The organism is Segatella copri DSM 18205 (assembly GCF_025151535.1).
GTDB classification, from domain to species: Bacteria; Bacteroidota; Bacteroidia; order Bacteroidales; family Bacteroidaceae; genus Prevotella; species Prevotella copri.
Genome location: NZ_CP102288.1, coordinates 401,304 through 416,243, shown reverse-complemented (window position 1 = coordinate 416,243; position 14,940 = coordinate 401,304). Strand labels below are relative to the sequence as shown.

Below are 14,940 nucleotides of genomic sequence, written 5' to 3'. Positions count from 1 at the left end.
AATCCGGCTGCAAAAGTACGTTTTTCTTTTGAGACCACCAAGCAATTTCTAAAAAAACTACCTATTCATATAAAAATACCTAGATATTCATATAAAAATACCTAGATATGCGCAAGAAAGTAAAAAGGAAGAAAAAACATCATTTAAACAGATTAAAAACAAGAAAAGCTGGTTCAAGTTGGTTCAAGTTGGTCTATTTCAATATTTTTTTGCTGATTTATTTCCGATTTTCAACTATTATTATTACCTTTGCGACCAAATATCAGTTTAAGCATACCTCAAATAACTTAAAAAGATATATAAACAACTAGGAGTATAAAAAACATAAGCAAATGACGAACAAGCATTATAAAGGAAATGAAATGATAAGGAGACTGGTGACCGGTGCCGATTTCGTTATTCTCAACATCGTACTGTTGTTCTATACCCAATATGGTCAAGAACTCATACCTGCGTATTTCGACAAAGCAACAAAGATTACCTTTTTTGTTGCCAATGCTGCCTTGTTCCTAGGCGAATACTTCTATTCCACCATCATTCATGTCAGAAAGATCGGGTTCCCGCAGGTTACAAGGCGTACTTTATATCTGGCTGCAGCAACAACATTCTGTTTCTTTACCTTCTCAAGACTACTCGGTCACGGGGGAAAGATGTTCTCCTTTAGCATTATCTTCGGCATAACATTCTATCTGTCTCTCATCATAAGCCGACTCTGCGAGCTCAAATTACTAAAGTATTTCCGCTCTAAGGGCCGCAACTCACGCACCGTCGTCTTTGTAGGTAACGATCCTGCCGTGAGCGAGATGTACAAGACGATGACAGAAGATCCCTCGGCAGGTTATATCGTAAAAGGATATTATGCAGATGAAGACATCACTGATAATCCGGAAGGGTTGAAAAGAATAGGAAACATGAAACAGCTCAAAGAGATTATCTCTTCTACCATGAATGATACCATCAATGGTGAACCTTCCAATATTGACGAGGTTTTCTGCTGCCTGTCGCATAAAGATCCTGAGATCATCAATATCATACCTCAGTTCGGGATAAGAAATAGTGCCTAAAAAAGTTGGTAATCTCCGATATTTTTTGTATCTTTGTAGTTGAAATCCAATTAGTTACAAACATAAAAAGATATCATTATGGAGATTACCAAGGACAAAGTTACAGAATTATTTTGTATTATTGATGAATTTTACAAAGTTTTTGATGCTGAAAATGCAGGAAAATTGCTTTTGAGTGAAGATGGAGTAAAGCGCAGACGACGTAAAGCCTCTTTATCTGATAGTGAAATCATGACGATTTTGCTGTATTTCCATTTCGGCTCGTTCCGAAACTTCAAGCATTATTACCTATTCTTTATTAGAGGAACTTTGAAGTCATATTTTCCAAATGCGGTGTCTTATAACCGTTTTGTAGAACTTGAAAGTCGCGTATTCTTCCCTCTCATGTTCTTCCTGAATCTCCGTGCTTTTGGCAGATGTACAGGTATAACCTTTGTTGATTCAACCATGATACCAATATGCCACAATCTCAGGCGTTATGCCAACAAAGTGTTCAAAGGCATTGCCACAGACGGAAAGGGAACAATGGGATGGTGTCATGGGTTCAAGCTACATCTGGCTTGTAATGATAGAGGTGAGATAATTGCTTTTGTTCTCACTGGTGCAAACGTTAGCGACAAAGATCCAGCGGTATTCGATGTATTGGCTAAACGTCTGTATGGCAAGCTGTTTGCAGATAAAGGCTATATCTCGCAAAAACTCTTCGATTCGCTTTTTGAGGAAGGAATCCAGTTGGTTACAGGACTGAGAGTGAACATGAAGAACAAACTAATGCCGTTCTATGACAAGATGATGCTACGCAAAAGATACATCATTGAAACGATTAATGACCTGTTGAAAAATACGGCTCAGATAGTACATTCACGTCACAGGTCTGTTGCGAATTTCATCATAAATATTATTTCTGCATTAGGGGCATACTGTTTCTTTGACAACAAGCCCAAGGCACTTACTGGATACGTTATCGAAGATACGAAACAGCTGAGTCTTTTCTAACATTGCATATTTTACAGGAGGATTTTGTCTCAGCAACCATCCAAGATATATAGATGGTTGCCAAGCCTCTGTGTCCCTTATATAAAAACATTATAAAGCCTTTAGATAGAGCTCGTTATCCCGAACTGAGGTATATCATACACTTCTGTGATAAGAATGTGATACACTTCTACTACCTGCCACGTGTGTTTGGTGAGTACAAATTGCATCTTGATGCCCAGAATTTCATGGGAAGGACGGTATATTCAAACCGCATAGAACCACTGACAAGCACGTCAAACCGCATTATCAAGCGTAGCTTCGACATCGTGGTGAGCGGGCTTGCATGTTTGTGCGTTCTACCATTCATTCCATTCATAGCTCTCATCATCAAGATTCAGAGTCCTGGTCCAATTTTCTTCAAACAGGCAAGAACGGGTCTGAATGGTGATACCTTCTACTGTCTTAAATTCCGTTCCATGCATGTGAACAAGGATGCAGACAAGGCACAGGCAACAAAGAACGACCCACGTAAATTTGCTTTCGGCAACTTTATGAGAAAGACGAACATAGATGAGTTTCCTCAATTCTTCAATGTTCTTAAGGGAGACATGAGTATTGTGGGTCCGCGCCCTCACATGCTGCATCATACAGAGGTGTATGGAAGCCTGATAGATAAGTATATGGTTCGCCACTTCTCCAAGCCGGGTATCACAGGTTGGGCTCAGGTTACCGGGTTCCGTGGTGAGACTAAGGAGCTCTGGCAGATGGAGGAACGTATCCGCCGTGATATCTGGTATATAGAGAACTGGTCGTTCTGGCTTGATATCAAGATTATCTTCATGACTGCCAAGAGCATTATCTGCCCTGACAAGAATGCTTATTAGGAGTCTATAAAAAGAAAAAGAGGATGTGCCATAAGTTTGGAAAATAGTTGGCGCACAACAGTTGGTCACCACATGCACATCAGCTGTTGTGCATGCGCATATCAGCTGTTATGCAAGCGCACAACAGCTGTTGTGCGACCGGAGATACTAACTGTCTCAACAACATATACTAGCTCTTCCAACAACATATCCTAGCTCTTCCAGCAACATAACCTAGCTCTTCCAACAACATATCCTAGCTCTTTCAACAAAAAGAAGAGGATGTATCATCAACTTATGATACATCCTCTTTTTAGGTATTCTCTTTACTTATTACTTAGATAACTTTTAGACGGAAGCCTGTTGAGCCAACAGGTAAGGTCATTCAACATTTGGTCGTGATATGGGAAACCATGGGCAGCATCACGGAATCCCCATCCATGTCCGGCAGTCGGATAGATGTGCATGGTACACTCGTTGCCCGCCTTGCTCATGGCAGAATAATAGGCTACGCCATTGGTTACAGGAGGAACAACCTTATCATCAAAAGACATCAGTATGATGGCACGAGGGGTAAGATTAGGACGAACAGCCTTGTCGTTAGACCACTCTTCTACCAGTTTCTTATTGGTATTACGCTCTTCACCCAAGAAATTCACACATGATCCCTTATGAGAGATACGCTCATCCATTGAAATCACCGGATAGAAAAGAATCGAGAAATCAGGTCGCACAGCCGCCTCAGCATGAGTACTTACGGAAGAAGCTAAATGTCCACCGGCAGAAAAGCCCATAATACCAACATCTTCCTTATTTATTCTCCATACTGCAGAACTGTCACGAACGGTACGCATCGCCTGATAGGCATCACTCAACGGAATATTGCGGTTTCCGTTAGGCATACGGTATTTCAAGACGAAGAAAGCGATACCCTGTTTGTTGAAATATTCTGCCCACTGATGTCCCTCATGGTCCATTGCAAGATGAGAATACCCACCTCCAGGACAATCTACTACAGCTCTTCCTGAAGGATTCTTAGGAAGATAACAGGTGAGTTCACTCTGTCCGTCGCTACTGTTCTTCAATACGAACTTACGAGCGGTAGATTGAGCTGATGCTGTAATTGCTGTCAGCATCAGAAGAAAAGAAATCATTGTCTTTTTCATTTTTCTTTTTTATTATGTTGTTTATATCTTTATTCTGTTTTGCTAAGATAATGCAAAGATAGGCATTTTTCGTTAACCCTATGTTATTTTTTCTTCTTTTTTTGGTGTTTTTGTTCCAATCGCTTTGATTATTGGTTCTTTTTTGCTATATTTGCAGAAAAATTGCTGTAAACGGCAATCGGAGAAAACATCTCTCTTCTGCCGCTGGCATTTATTTAGGAGTCTCACTTATAAAATATTGACATAGAATAATGAAGGATTTTTTCAAGAACGTGGCAGCCACTATCGTAGGACTGTTTGCCTTCGGGCTGATCATGACCATCCTGGGATTCATCTGTATCATCGGAATGGTGGCATCGAGCAACAGTAAACCGGCACTGAAAGACAATTCGGTGATGGTGATGAAACTACAAGGACAGATTGAAGACCGTACTGAAGACAACTGGCTCGGCGAACTGACAGGCGAGCAGTTTAACAACATAGGCATGAACAGGATTCTCTCTTCTATCCGCAAGGCAAAGAATGAGGATAAAGTGAAGGGCATCTATCTGGAAACAGGTATCTTGGAGACAGATTATGCCACTTTGCAGGAAATCAGAAATGCACTTGCCGATTTCAAGAAGAGCGGCAAATGGATTATCGCATATGGTGATGCTCTCTCACAGGGTGGATATTATCTGGCTTCGGTTGCCAACAAGGTATATGTAAACCCAGAAGGCAATGTGGACTGGCATGGTATTGCATCGCAGCCACAATATATCAAAGATGTAGCAGCCAAGTTTGGCGTTCACTTTACGGTAGTGAAGGTAGGCAAATACAAAAGCTATACTGAAACATACACCGAAGACAAAATGTCGGATGCCAACAGAGAGCAGGTTTCACGCTATATTAGTGGACTCTGGCTACAGATGTTGGGAGATGTGAGCAAAAGCAGAAACATCAGCAAGGATTCACTGAACCGCTATGCTGACGGGCTGATGGTGTTTGATGATACCAAACTACTGAAATCTCGAAAGATGGTAGATGGATTCTGCTATTATGATGAAATCAGAGACGTGGTAAAGAAACAGTTAGGACTGAAGGCAGACGATACCATCAATCAGGTTGACTATAACGATGTAGATATGACTATAGACGACTCGAATCTGATGGGCGAAGAGATTGCCGTATACTACTGTCAGGGGTCCATTGTCAGGATGGAGACTCCTAGCATCTATGATTCTGAGCAACAGATAGTAAGTACAAAGGTCATCAAGGACCTTCAGGAACTTGCAGATAACAGTCAGGTAAAGGCCGTAGTTCTGCGTATCAATTCGGGCGGTGGCGATGCCTATGCTTCGGAACAGATCTGGAGAGCAGTTAAAGAATTAAATAAAAAGAAGCCGGTAGTGGTTTCGATGGGTGGTATGGCAGCATCGGGTGCTTATTATATGAGTATGGGTGCTCAATATATCATGGCACAACCTACAACATTGACCGGCAGCATCGGTATCTTTGGAGCCCTGCCAGATTTCAGTGACCTGATGACAAAGAAGTTAGGCTTCAAGTATGATGAAGTGAAGACCAACCGCAACAGTACCTATGCCTCTGCAGGCATGTCACGCCCATGGAGTGCAGAAGAGATTGCCACCATGCAAAACTATGTGAACCGTGGATATAGCCTCTTCCGCAATCGTGTGGCTGAGGGCAGAAAAATGAGTACCGAACAGGTTGAGAAGATTGCTCAAGGAAGAGTATGGCTGGGTACAGACGCCAAGAAGATCAAGTTAATTGATGGATTCGGCGGCTTGAGCGACGCCATCGACAAGGCTGCAGAATTGGCTCATCTCAGCAGTTATCAGGCGGTAGAATATCCGGCATTGGCTGGATGGATGGAACAGTTGCTGGATATGGCGGGCGGAAACAAGGGAACATATCTCGATGAACAGTTGCGTCTGGCATTGGGTGATCTCTACCAGCCATTCATCATGATACGCAATATGAAGGAGAAAGAGCCTATTCAGGCTGCACTTCCTTACGTACTGAACATACAATAACATTTATAATAAGGTATGCGTACATTAATATATAGACATACCGAATTAAGAGAAAGGAAACAGACATGAGAACAGAAGGCGATCTTATCAAGATCAACGACTGGCTGCTACCACTGAGTTGGATTTATGGCGGCATGGTCAGATTTCGCAATTGGCTCTTCGATATCGGACTGAAAAAGAGTCAGTCATTCTCAATCCCGGTCATTTCTGTGGGTAACATCACGGTGGGCGGATCGGGCAAGACTCCCCATGTGGAGTATCTGATACGCTTGTTGCACGACAAGGTAAAGATAGCTGTGCTATCACGTGGTTACAAAAGAAAGACCAGTGGCTATGTGCTGGCAGATAAAGATACGACAATGTCAGAGATTGGCGATGAACCCTTCCAGATGCACAGCAAGTTTGACGATATCTATGTAGCCGTAGACGCTAAGCGTGTGAGAGGAATCGAAAAGTTACAGAATGAAGAACCGACCAAGGATGTAGATGTAGTATTACTGGATGATGCCTTTCAGCATCGCTATGTGAAGCCAGGTATCAACATTCTGCTGGTAGATTACCACCGTCTGATCATCTATGACAAGATGTTGCCAGCAGGAAGACTGAGAGAACCTCTAAGCGGTAAGAACCGTGCAGACATTGTGATTATCACTAAATGTCCAAAGGACCTGAAGCCAATGGAATTTCGAGTACTCACCAAGGCTATGGACCTTTACCCTTTCCAGAAGCTCTACTTCACCTGCATCAACTATGATACGCCAAAGGGTGTTTTCGAAGACCAGCAGATAGCCAAGGAGGAGTTGAAAAACTACCATGCTCTGCTGGTTACTGGTATCGCATCGCCTAAACAGATGGAACACGACCTGAAGCCAATGGTCAAGAGTATGCAGTCGCTGAGTTTCGGTGATCACCATCGCTTCAAGAATAAAGACATCACACGCATCAACGAGGCGTTTGAACAGATGCCAGAACCCCGTCTGATTATCACGACAGAGAAAGATGCCGTGAGACTAAAAGAGACAGAGGGACTCTATGAAATAGTTAAGAAAAGCATATACGAACTGCCTATCAAGGTTAGTTTCATGCTGGAACAAGAAGATAATTTTAACGACAAAATTATTAGCTATGTACGAAAAAATTCAAGAAACAGCATCCTGGCTAAAAGAAAGGATGACAACAAGTCCGAAGACAGCAATCATACTGGGAACCGGTCTCGGACAATTAGCTTCAGAAATAACTGACAGTTATGAATTTCCATATAGTGAAATACCAAACTTCCCAGTATCTACCGTTCAAGGTCATGCAGGCAAACTGATTTTCGGTAAGTTAGGAGGTAAAGACATCATGGCTATGGAAGGAAGATTCCATTACTATGAAGGATATGACATGAAGGCTGTAACCTTCCCAGAACGTGTGATGTACGAGTTGGGCATTGAAACCCTCTTTGTAAGCAATGCTTCGGGCGGTATGAATCCGGAATTCCAGATTGGAGACCTGATGATTATCGATGATCACATCAACTTCTTCCCAGAACATCCATTGCGCGGAAAGAACTTCCCTACCGGTCCACGTTTCCCGGATATGCACGAAGCATACGACAAGAAACTCCGCGACCTTGCCGACGATATCGCTAAGGAGAAGGGAATTGATGCAAAGCATGGTGTATATGTTGGCGTTCAGGGACCTACCTTCGAGACACCGGCAGAGTATCGCATGTATCGTGTATTGGGTGGTGACGCTGTAGGTATGAGTACTGTACCTGAAGTGATTGTTGCCCGCCATTGTGGAATCAAGGTTTTCGGCATCAGCATCATCACCGATCTTGGCGGTTTCGATGTACCTGTAGAAGTCAGTCATGAGGAGGTGCAGATTGCAGCCAATGCCGCACAGCCTAAGATGACAGAGATTATGCGAGAAATCATCCGCAGATCTTAAGTATAAATTATAAACTATTATTTATTTTGGATATCTCAAAGTTAGGTGAATTCGGTCTTATAAACCATCTCACCAAAGGTTATGAAAAGAAAAACGAGTCTACAGTTTATGGTGTAGGCGACGATTGTGCCGTGATGCATTATCCAGACAAGGAGGTGCTCATGACTACAGATATGCTGATGGAGGGCGTACATTTCGACCTTACCTATATTGACATGGTTCACTTGGGTTACAAGAGTGCAATGGTAAACATCAGTGATATCTTTGCTATGAACGGAACCCCACGTCAGATGGTGGTAAGCATAGCATTGAGTAAACGATTCAAAGTAGAAGACATTGATGAATTCTATAAGGGTCTTCGAATGGCATGCGACAAATGGGGAGTAGATATTGTGGGAGGTGATACTACCTCTTCTCTCACCGGTTTAGCCATCAGTATTACTTGTATCGGAGAAGCAGCAAAAGAAGAAATCGTATACCGCAACGGAGCCAAGGAAACAGACCTGATCTGTGTGTCGGGCGACTTGGGCGGTGCCTATATGGGACTTCAACTGCTGGAACGCGAAAAGGCTGTATACTACGGACAGATAGAAGATATTCGAAAGAAGATGGCTGAGGCTAAAGCAAATGGTGATAACGAGAAACTGGCTCTTCTGAACAGAGACTTAGAGAATATGCGCAACTTCCAGCCAGATTTCGCCGGCAAGGAATATCTCCTGGAAAGACAACTGCAGCCTGAGGCACGCGGAGATGTGATAGCACAACTGCGTGAGGCAGGTATCCGTCCTACCGCCATGATGGATGTGAGCGATGGTCTGAGCAGTGAATTGATGCATATCTGCGAACAGAGTCATTGCGGATGCAGAGTATATGAGAAGAACATACCTATCGACTACCAGACAGCCGTGCAGGCAGAAGAATTCAATATGAACCTTACCACCTGTGCTATGAATGGTGGCGAAGATTATGAACTTCTCTTTACCGTACCTATCGGTGACCACGAGAAGATTGAGACTATGGAGGGTGTAAGGCAGATTGGCTACATCACCAAAGAAAATCTGGGCAAGTTCCTCATTACCAGAGACGGACAGGAATTTGAACTGAAAGCACAAGGTTGGAATCCGCTGAAAGATTAATTTCAAGCAAGGGGATATTTAGTTAATAAACATTAAGCAAGAGAAAATATTTCGTTTTCTCTTGCTCAATTAAAATATTTATTGTACCTTTGCAACCGCAAAAAGCAAGATGGTGCCATAGCTCAGTTGGTAGAGCAAAGGACTGAAAATCCTTGTGTCCCCGGTTCGATTCCTGGTGGTACCACTCCTCCTTTCATAAAAGGCGGTTACTAACTGTGGTTAGGGCCGTCTTTTTTTATATCCACACCTTAAGGTAACAGATATTACAAACAAGACAAAGTATAGAATTTATTAAACAAACTAAACTTAAAAAGCTTATGAAGAAGATTTTAATAGCTTTATTGATCTGTTTCTCATTTGTGACAGCCAATGCCAAAGATTACAGTAAGTATTATCAGAACTTACCAGTTCAGATGCAGCAACCTACATTGCCTAGCATCCCAGCCAATCATGTCAGTATCTTGGAATATGGCGGTAATGGTGACGGACTCACCATGAATACCCAGGCATTTGCCAAAGCCATCAGCAAACTGAACAAGATGGGCGGCGGTCATCTTAATGTGCCTGCAGGTATCTACCTCACCGGTCTCATCTCACTGAAGGACAATATTGACCTGCATCTGGAAAAGAATGCCATCATCGTTCTTTCTGAAGACAAGAATGATCATTTCAAGATAGACAAGACCACAGGAAAGAAAGAAAGCCGTGCTACTCCAGCCATCAATGCCAGCAAGAGAAAAAATATTTCTATCACAGGCGAGGGCACCATTGACGGAAACGGAGAATGGTGGAGACCGGTAAAGCGCAGTAAGGTTAGTGACGTAGAATGGAAAGAATTCCAGACTATGGGCGGAACACTAAATGAGAAGGGTGACATCTGGTATCCTTTCAACCTGAAGCACAAACCTAATGTGGCTGAGAATATGGACGAACAGGAGAAAAACCGAACACACATGATCAGATTCACCAGTTGCGAGAATGTGCTCGTACAGGGAGTTACACTTCTGAATAGTCCTAAATTCCATATCATCCCTACCCGATGCAAGAATGTGATTATCGACGGAATCACCGTAAAATGTCCTTGGAATGCCCAGAACGGTGATGCGATTGATATCTCCAGCTGTAAGGATGTACTCATCGTAAACAATGTGATAGATGCTGGTGATGATGGTATCTGCATGAAGGGTGGCGCAGGCGCAGCAGGTGTGGCAGCAGGTCCTTGTGAAAACATCAATATCCAGGACAACACCGTATACCATGCCCATGGAGGTTTTGTTATCGGCAGCGAGTTCTCTGGCGGCATGAAGAATATTGTTGTTCGCAACAATACTTTCCAGGGAACAGATACCGGTTTACGCTTTAAAAGTGCAGTGAAGAGAGGTGGAACATCAGAGAACATCTATATCGACCATATCTACATGACCGATATCAAGGATGCAGCCATCACCTTTGAGACCACTTATTTTGACAACCATGTAGGTGCCCAGAAGCAGACAACTCCCGTAAAGCAGGAATTCCTGCCAAACTTTCAGGATATCCACATGAGCAACATCTACGTACGAGGTTGCGAAACAGGTATTGAAGCACATGGTGCAGAAGGTATGGTACACGATATCACCATCAAGAACTCCAATATCTTCTACACCAAGGAAGCCAAGAATATCGATGCTGTCTGCAAAATTCTGTTGGAAAACGTACGTTTTGAAAGTTTCGCAAAGTAAATTTTCTACTCAACATTCAAGAAATCTACTTGACAACAGTAAGCGTATGATCGCAAACCGTGAAATGAATATCAAGACCCTCATATGGCATTCCATAGACCTTATGAGGGTCTTTCTGGTAATGCGGACGGGGATCTTGGGCAAGTACCTCTTTCAATATTTCAATCTTTTCTGCATTCAATCCCTGCAGACGCAGATGCCTGTCTACATCTTCAGAAATCTCTACATCAAGTTTCTGCCATTTGCGGTCATCAACAAAACCGCTCCTTGCCCCAGGATGAGAATCAGCATACACCACATACGGCTTGATGTCAAATATCGGTGTCTTGTCCATAAGATCAGCTCCCTTAACATGAATGACAGGACCATGAGGAGTCTCCCATTCGATATGAGAAATTTTTACCGATGAAAGACCTATATTATTGGGACGGAAAGGACTTCGAGTGGCAAAGACACCCACTTTCTCATTGCCTCCCAACACAGGAGGACGAACAACCGGACTGTGCGCTTTGTGCCTATTGGCAGAAAATTCCCAAATCAGCCAAAGATAATCAAAGCCCTCCATGCCACGCAGCGCATCAGGGTTACGAAATTCGGGTTCAAAAACAATCTGTCCTTCCAGTTCAGCTACCAATCCAGCCTGTTTGGGTATGCCAAACTTGCTACTGAAGGGAGAACGAAAATATGCTATTGGTTTTATCTCCATATTTACTAATTATTACACCTTAATTATATATAAGACGAAAAAAGCCATGATTTATTTTGCCATATGCACAAAATAATGTACCTTTGCAGACAGAATAAAAAACAAAAAGAAATGAAAATACAAAGACCATCGTATGAAATCTGGTTACAGAAACCAGGTGAACTCGGTATCTACCAGCAGATAGAACGAGCAGGAAGAGTATGCTATAAAAGTGAGAATAATACCACTGTGAATTCTGCCAAACCTTTCGTGGATCGGATGGTGCAGAGTGAACACTTTGCCATGCTGGAACATGGAACCGTGTATCTGGTATGCAAACATGGAGAGTTGCCGCTTTATACCCACAACAAGTTCTCACGTCTGAAAACTTTAGACGGCAAAGACTATATTACAACCAATCTCCGAGTATTGGCAGAAAACAAGGCGATGGACAACCTGAAGTACCTCAGCAACTATGAAGAAGGTAAGCACGAACTCCGTATTACCGTTCATTTTACTACTCAGATTTCCATAACCCGAGAATATAACCGTCATCGTGCCAACTCTATGGCAGAGCAGAGTACCCGATACTGCAACTATTCGAAGAATAAGTTTGATAACGAGATTACCATCAACCTGCCTACATGGGTAGAAGCAGAAGGCTTCGATGGTTCACAAGATCCCAGCGACTACCGAATAGAAGATATGTGTGCTGACATTGCAGAAGGAAGAACTGCAGAATGGAGTAAACTCACAACTTGGATATTCGCCAATCAGGCTGCCGAATATGCCTACATGAAACTGATAGAGGCAGGTTGCAAACCACAGGAAGCACGAGCCATCCTACCATTGGACTGCAACACAGAACTGGTTCATACCGCTTTCGTGAGTGACTGGAAACATTTCTTCGACCTTCGCGCATTAGGTACTACCGGTGCACCACATCCTGATGCCAAGATTTTAGCCTTGCCACTGATGGAAGAGTTTAAGCAGAAAGGTTACCTCTAAGGTTTAAAAAATATTAAATCGCCCTTTCAAAATACAGATTTTCTATTCTTTTGACATAACGAATAGATATATTTTGTATTTTTGCAGTGTGTTTTTCATAGTATTAGATTTAAGGTTATCAAGGTTGGGGCTACGGCGGTAGCCCTTTTTTATTGTCTTTTTCAGCCTTACCTCTCTATTTTTTGCCGATTTTGCCACTTATTAGCCCCCAAAACGCATTTTTTTGAAGAAAAATGAAAAAAAGTTGGCAAAAAATTTGGTGGAACCAGAAATTAGTAGTACCTTTGCAACCGCTTAAGAAAACCAAGCTATAGTCATCCAGACTAAAACAATGGAGAGATGGTAGAGTGGTCGATTACAACGGTCTTGAAAACCGTCGTACCGAGAGGTACCGGGGGTTCGAATCCCTCTCTCTCCGCAAAAGCCTTCTGAAAGAAATTTCAGAAGGCTTTTTTTATTTCCGTATTTGTATATTTCCTTCATATTCATTCACTATCCATGACAAGAAGACTTCAAATGCAAAATTATGCTATATTATTTGGTCATATCAAAGAAAACATGTAACTTTGCTAAAAAGTAAGCTATATGCAAGAAAAGACAAGACAATGATAGATCGCTGTTACATAGAAATCACCAATACATGTAATCTCAACTGCCACTTCTGTCCAAAACATACAAGGAAGAAAAGACAGTTGAGTGCTGAGGAATTCGACCTGCTCACCGACAAGATACGCGGGAAGGTCTGTTTCCTATATTTCCACATTATGGGCGAACCCCTACTACACCCTCTTCTACCCGAGTTTATCAATATGGCAAGAGAGAAAGGTTTCAAAACCGTACTTACATCCAACGGCACTCTGCTACCCAAAGCTATGGATCTCCTTGACACACTTCCCCACAAAATACAGCTTTCGCTCCACTCACACGAGAGTAATGCCAAGGGAGAGCTTGCCAGTTACATGAACGAGGTGATGACTTTTTCAACCCAAGCAGCAGAGAAAGGAACCTGCATAGTTCTCAGACTTTGGAACCAAGGAGGAAAAGACCTGGAAAATGAGGAAGTAATGGGGCACATCGAAAAATTTGTTCCCAAACCCTGGAAAGAACGACCTGACGGTTACAGACTTGCCAATAATCTCTATCTGGAGTTTGACAGAAAATTCGAATGGCCCAACTTTGATAACCATATCGAAGAAAAGGAAATGATAAAAGGAAATCAGAAATCAGGTATCAGAGAAGAAAAAAGAGAAGTTTTCTGTAAAGCCCTACTCAAACAGATAGGCGTATTGGCAGACGGAACATTGGTACCCTGCTGTTTGGACCACAACGGAGATGTAGCACTTGGGAACCTGCTTGAACAATCGCTGGAAGAAATTCTGGCTTCACCCCGTGCCCAAGCCATGATAGAAGGTTTCAAGCACCATCAAGCCACAGAACATCTCTGTGAGACCTGTGAATCAGCCCTGGTAAGAAACAGTTTTAGAGGAAAAGCAAGAAGTTAATAGGAATTATGAAATATTATACAGCAATGACAATAGCTGGCTCAGACAGTTGCGGAGGAGCCGGCGTACAAGCTGACATCAAGACAATGTCAGCACTAGGCGTATATGCCGCATCGGCCATTACAGCTATTACCGTACAGAACACCCTGGGAGTTTATGCCATCCAAGACATCAACCCCGAAATTGTAAAGGGCCAGATAGAAGCAGTGATGGACGACATCCACCCTGATGCCATCAAAGTAGGTATGGTTAACGACCGTACCACTATCCAGGCTATTGCTGAAGCCCTGAAAAGATACCAAGGGAAATACCAGCACCTCATCATTGACCCTGTGATGGTTTCCACCAGTGGTTGCAGACTCATGCAGGAGGACGCTCTCAGCATTTTCATACAAGAGTTATTACCACTAGCTACCCTGCTAACACCTAACATCCCGGAAGCAGAGATACTGGCAGGAATGAAGATACAGAATAAGGAAGACATCCAGAACGCAGCTTTAGCCATCAGTAAGTTAGGCTGTAAATATGTACTCATCAAAGGCGGCCATTTCCAGGGAGCAGAAAAGATTGATTACCTCTTCGAAGACGGAAAACCTATTACCAGTTATCGAGGCCTTAGCGTAAACACACGCAATACCCACGGTACAGGTTGTACCCTATCCTCAGCCATCACTTCTTATCTGGCAAGAGAAATGGACATGAATACAGCTATCGCCATGGCAAAGACCTATCTTTCAGGCGCAATTCTGGCAGGAAAAGATGTACAGATAGGAAAAGGTCATGGTCCGGTGAATCATTTCTATGAACCCAAGGCACTGTTTATCAAATAACAGCCAACGCCTTTAT

General features: G+C 42.8%; 12 protein-coding genes, 2 tRNA genes and 1 pseudogene. 13 read left to right on the top strand and 2 right to left on the bottom strand.

Going from position 1 to position 14,940, the window contains the following annotated elements; all coding sequences use genetic code 11:
• Positions 1–362 precede the first annotated feature (362 nt).
• From NQ544_RS01685 to NQ544_RS01675, 3 genes and pseudogenes are all read left to right on the top strand, one after another.
• Positions 363–1,064, top strand: a complete 702-nt coding sequence (locus tag NQ544_RS01685) for a Rossmann-fold NAD(P)-binding domain-containing protein (protein WP_260113667.1) — start codon at positions 363–365, stop codon at positions 1,062–1,064.
• Between the two features lie 78 nt (positions 1,065–1,142).
• Positions 1,143–2,060, top strand: coding sequence for an IS982 family transposase (locus tag NQ544_RS01680; RefSeq protein WP_006848425.1), 918 nt, complete (start codon positions 1,143–1,145; stop codon positions 2,058–2,060).
• A gap of 134 nt (positions 2,061–2,194) precedes the next feature.
• Positions 2,195–2,926, top strand: a pseudogene (locus NQ544_RS01675) (exopolysaccharide biosynthesis polyprenyl glycosylphosphotransferase); the annotation flags it as partial.
• Between the two features lie 305 nt (positions 2,927–3,231).
• Here NQ544_RS01675 and NQ544_RS01670 read toward each other — a convergent pair.
• Positions 3,232–4,071 (bottom strand): alpha/beta hydrolase, encoded by an 840-nt coding sequence (locus NQ544_RS01670; RefSeq protein WP_006846282.1) that lies wholly within the window; start codon positions 4,069–4,071, stop codon positions 3,232–3,234.
• Between the two features lie 251 nt (positions 4,072–4,322).
• On the opposite strand from NQ544_RS01670, the gene sppA reads away from it, so the two are divergent.
• The 6 genes from sppA (at position 4,323) to NQ544_RS01640 (ending at position 10,899) form a co-directional block, all read left to right on the top strand.
• Positions 4,323–6,107: a signal peptide peptidase SppA gene (sppA, locus tag NQ544_RS01665; RefSeq protein ID WP_006846280.1), complete on the top strand. Its 1,785-nt coding sequence runs from the start codon at positions 4,323–4,325 to the stop codon at positions 6,105–6,107.
• 65 nt (positions 6,108–6,172) lie between these two features.
• Positions 6,173–7,348 carry a tetraacyldisaccharide 4'-kinase gene (lpxK, locus tag NQ544_RS01660; RefSeq protein ID WP_006846279.1) on the top strand — a complete coding sequence of 392 codons (1,176 nt, stop codon included), beginning with the start codon at positions 6,173–6,175 and terminating at the stop codon, positions 7,346–7,348.
• The gene (locus tag NQ544_RS01655) at positions 7,233–8,042 is read left to right on the top strand and encodes a purine-nucleoside phosphorylase (protein WP_082231209.1); all 810 of its coding nucleotides are present in this window, start codon (positions 7,233–7,235) and stop codon (positions 8,040–8,042) included. The genes lpxK and NQ544_RS01655 overlap by 116 nt, the downstream gene beginning before the upstream one ends.
• A gap of 23 nt (positions 8,043–8,065) precedes the next feature.
• On the top strand, positions 8,066–9,178 hold the full coding sequence (thiL, locus tag NQ544_RS01650; protein WP_040552461.1) for a thiamine-phosphate kinase: 1,113 nt from the start codon (positions 8,066–8,068) through the stop codon (positions 9,176–9,178).
• A gap of 111 nt (positions 9,179–9,289) precedes the next feature.
• Positions 9,290–9,362 (top strand) — tRNA-Phe (locus NQ544_RS01645).
• Between the two features lie 133 nt (positions 9,363–9,495).
• Positions 9,496–10,899 carry a glycoside hydrolase family 28 protein gene (locus NQ544_RS01640; RefSeq protein ID WP_006846276.1) on the top strand — a complete coding sequence of 468 codons (1,404 nt, stop codon included), beginning with the start codon at positions 9,496–9,498 and terminating at the stop codon, positions 10,897–10,899.
• A 25-nt stretch (positions 10,900–10,924) separates the two neighbouring features.
• Here the strand turns inward: NQ544_RS01640 and tsaA are convergent, their stop codons facing one another.
• Positions 10,925–11,605, bottom strand: a complete 681-nt coding sequence (gene tsaA / locus NQ544_RS01635; RefSeq protein WP_006846275.1) for a tRNA (N6-threonylcarbamoyladenosine(37)-N6)-methyltransferase TrmO — start codon at positions 11,603–11,605, stop codon at positions 10,925–10,927.
• Between the two features lie 111 nt (positions 11,606–11,716).
• On the opposite strand from tsaA, the gene NQ544_RS01630 reads away from it, so the two are divergent.
• The 4 genes from NQ544_RS01630 (at position 11,717) to thiD (ending at position 14,924) form a co-directional block, all read left to right on the top strand.
• Entirely contained in the window at positions 11,717–12,592 is an 876-nt protein-coding gene (locus NQ544_RS01630; RefSeq protein WP_040552459.1) for an FAD-dependent thymidylate synthase, read from the top strand.
• Between the two features lie 333 nt (positions 12,593–12,925).
• Positions 12,926–13,010: transfer RNA gene (locus NQ544_RS01625), tRNA-Ser, on the top strand.
• A gap of 187 nt (positions 13,011–13,197) precedes the next feature.
• Positions 13,198–14,094: a radical SAM/SPASM domain-containing protein gene (locus NQ544_RS01620; protein WP_153134110.1), complete on the top strand. Its 897-nt coding sequence runs from the start codon at positions 13,198–13,200 to the stop codon at positions 14,092–14,094.
• Positions 14,095–14,102: 8 nt separating this feature from the next.
• The gene (thiD, locus tag NQ544_RS01615; protein WP_006846271.1) at positions 14,103–14,924 is read left to right on the top strand and encodes a bifunctional hydroxymethylpyrimidine kinase/phosphomethylpyrimidine kinase; all 822 of its coding nucleotides are present in this window, start codon (positions 14,103–14,105) and stop codon (positions 14,922–14,924) included.
• The last annotated feature ends 16 nt before the right edge of the window (positions 14,925–14,940 follow it).